The organism is Novipirellula sp. (genome assembly GCF_041583735.1).
Lineage (GTDB): Bacteria > Planctomycetota > Planctomycetia > Pirellulales > Pirellulaceae > Novipirellula.
The window spans coordinates 1-2913 of sequence record NZ_JBFHFD010000872.1 but is presented as its reverse complement, the minus strand read 5'-3'; the positions used below and the strand labels follow the sequence as shown (position 1 = coordinate 2913).

Here is a 2913-nt window from a genome sequence, read left to right as displayed (position 1 = left end):
TCGATTGAACCGGTTGCCGAACCGGTCGAAACGTTCAACTTGATCGTGGCGGACAATCACACCTACTTTGTTGGCCCCGAACGTCTGCTTTCCAATGATGCAACGGATCTCAGGCCTACGCTACAAGTGGTTCCTGGATTGCCCGTGTCATCAGTTGCTTCGACTAAGCGAAAATAGTCGCCGTGATTGTTCAGTAGCGGCACTCGCCAACGGCTTGTTGATTTATTGAGCCGCGACGCGTCAGCGGCCGGGTTCCACGCAGTACCCGGTGCCGGCACACGGCTCACAAGACCAGCCGTCACACGTGAGGTTTCGCTACTCGTCATCTTCTTCTGCCGCTTTGGGAGCTTGGCCAGCGTACAGCGGCATATGGCGGTAATAAACCTCGAGCGAGTAGAGTGAGAAACAGGTCGTGTAAAGACGCCCCCCGTAGGTTCCCCATGCATCGTTGACGGGAGACCAACTTCCTTGTTCGCCACCGTTTTTCTCCTGCATTGCTGGCAGTTCGACTCGCATTTTATCGTTCCATTTCTCCCACAATGGACCGCCGTAGTGGTGCAGTGCCTGCGTGGCGTAGTACCAGTAGTAGACGTCCGAGTCACGACGGTCGATGGGGTCCTTGGCAACAAACGATCCAAGTCCGTGTGTCATTTCAGGCCGATTTCGCTGCCATCCTAAATATTGCCGGCACAACAGACCCTCGGCCGTCATCGAACGTGTGGCCTCTTCGCCCACCTGGTACGAATACCCTTGGTCATACCCTCCTCCGCCAACGGTGTCTAAGTACTTTTCGATATTCATGAACACGTAGCGATCCACATCCAAACCGGCTGCCTCGCCACTTTTTAGCCCCATCAAGAACCATCCGGTGACCGACGTGTCGGAATCAAATTTGGGTTGGTAACGCCATCCACCTTGAGGCGATTGTGCATCAACGGCAAAATCGCATGCCAATTGTGCATGCGGTCTTAACCAGTAGTCGTGCGTCATGCCATAAAGCTCGCATAACGCGATCGTAGCCAATCCTTGAGCATACATTTTCTCGTGATCATTGGCCCGCTCGGCCATGAAACCGACTCGGTTTTGTTGTTTGACAAGCCACTGTACCGCGTTCATGACTTCATGCTTGTATTTTCCACTGCGGTGGGTGTTGCCCGCGCCCATAAACGCGATCATCGCCATTGCGGTGGCCGCCGTTTCGTTCTCCATCAGGCTGCCGTCACGGTAGGGACCCCGCATGCTCCAACTGCCGTCGGTTCGTTGTTGACGCTTTAACCATGCCAATCCAAGGGCCACCGCATCTTCGGTCACTTGGGTGCCTCCGTATTTGGCCAGCAGTTCCTGTTTGGTTTTTCCCGTACGGCCGCTGAACATCGAGCTGACTTCGCCGACATTTTTGGAAACTCCAAGCGATGCACCTGATGTTTTCGGAAGTTGGCTGAACGGATCTATTTGTGACATTTCAGGGGCAAATGCCTGCGGCTGAGCAAGCGTGATTTCCTTGAACAGGGGGGCCACCTCGACTTGAGAAGCGAGACCAAGGTCGCTGGCAGCATCCACGGGAGCAAGTTCAGGTAATTCAATGGGCTCCATTGAAAACTCAACGAGTTCGGGTTTCGTTTCCACCACTGCGGCCGGAGTGATCGTCAGCAGGATTCCATTGACCGTTTCACTGGAAATGGTAATGAACGCCAAGACCAGCAGCAGGATGAGGTGGAAGATCGTGCTAAGTAGCCAAGGCGGCGCGTTTAAGATGCGGTCCTTGATTTGCTGAAGCGAATAAGGGTTCAGGTTGGCCGCTACGGTTTCATCGTTTGGGACAGCGAGCGGCGGTTTGCTATTCTGAAGCCAAGGCTGCGAGCGTTCGCGGTTGGATTCCCCATGCTCGCCACGCCATCGAGGGGGGGATTTCCTCACGCGAGGTGGAGCCGGAAAAGGCAGCAACAGAGAGTTTGATGAAGTTTGCATCAAATCGGCTTTCGTTAGCAACGTCTTTTGATGGCTTCAAAATCAGCCATCTATTGATAAGGACGATCTTTAAACGCGACTGTCACAGCGGTTGGATTGATGGGGGAGCCGCTGGCTACAAAAGATACGATTTGTATTATAGGGGTGACATTACCTACTTTGCCATCTTGTCCTGCAAAATTTTGACAGCGATGGTCAAAATAAGGCGATGTGATGTTGATGCGATGCTTCTGTTTGTTCGGTTTTTAATTGGCAATGAGGGTATCCGTTTGTATGTGCATCCATTTGTATCTCCGAAAGGAAACAGCTGCTGTTGCCGATAGGCGAAAGTTGTTTCGGGAAGTCGCTGTGGACGGCTAGAGACGGGTGCAAGAGGTTGATTTCATATCTAGGAGCAAGCTGGAATGGCTTGGATGCGTTACGGGGGCGAGATTTTGCAGTACTGTGAAGCGAGATCCAGGCAACTGCGTGCCGCCGATCTGGTGACATCAATTCAGAATGTCTCATTATTTTAAGAAACGAGTTTGAGCTAGACATTAGAAGATCCAGCGAGTTCCGGCCAGTAGCGAGTTGAACGACGAATCGCTGTTGGCTTGGCCTTGGTAGGCCACCGTGAACTGTCCGCCCAGCAGAACCCCCATATCGACTTGGGCTCGCAAGATGGCCCAGTCATCGCCAGCCATGACGCCCCGGTCCTCGAGCGACCCCGTCGCGGTGCCGCCATTAGCGACCTGCGATACAAACGTCTCGGATTCATCCAGGTACTCATGCATCCATCCAAAGCGCAGCCGAGTGGTAGCGATGCCAAGCGGGGTTGGGGCGGATTGGTTGAGCGAGAGTCCCAGCACGCTGCGAAGCGATTCGCCCGAGCCGCCACCGTTGATCAGTGCGAAATCGTCATCACCGGTTTCGCGAATCGCGTCGAGTTCGACGCGTGTCGTGTGT

At 53.8% G+C, this 2913-nt stretch carries 2 protein-coding genes; both read right to left on the bottom strand.

Translation table 11 applies throughout. From position 1 onward, the window contains the following. Positions 1-315 precede the first annotated feature (315 nt). A complete protein-coding gene (locus ABX962_RS33985) occupies positions 316-1917 on the bottom strand; it encodes a prenyltransferase/squalene oxidase repeat-containing protein (RefSeq protein ID WP_372726105.1) in 1602 nt (533 codons plus the stop codon). 587 nt (positions 1918-2504) lie between these two features. Beyond that, positions 2505-2913 (bottom strand): autotransporter domain-containing protein (locus ABX962_RS33980; RefSeq protein ID WP_372726104.1); only part of this gene is annotated, 409 nt, incomplete at its 5' end.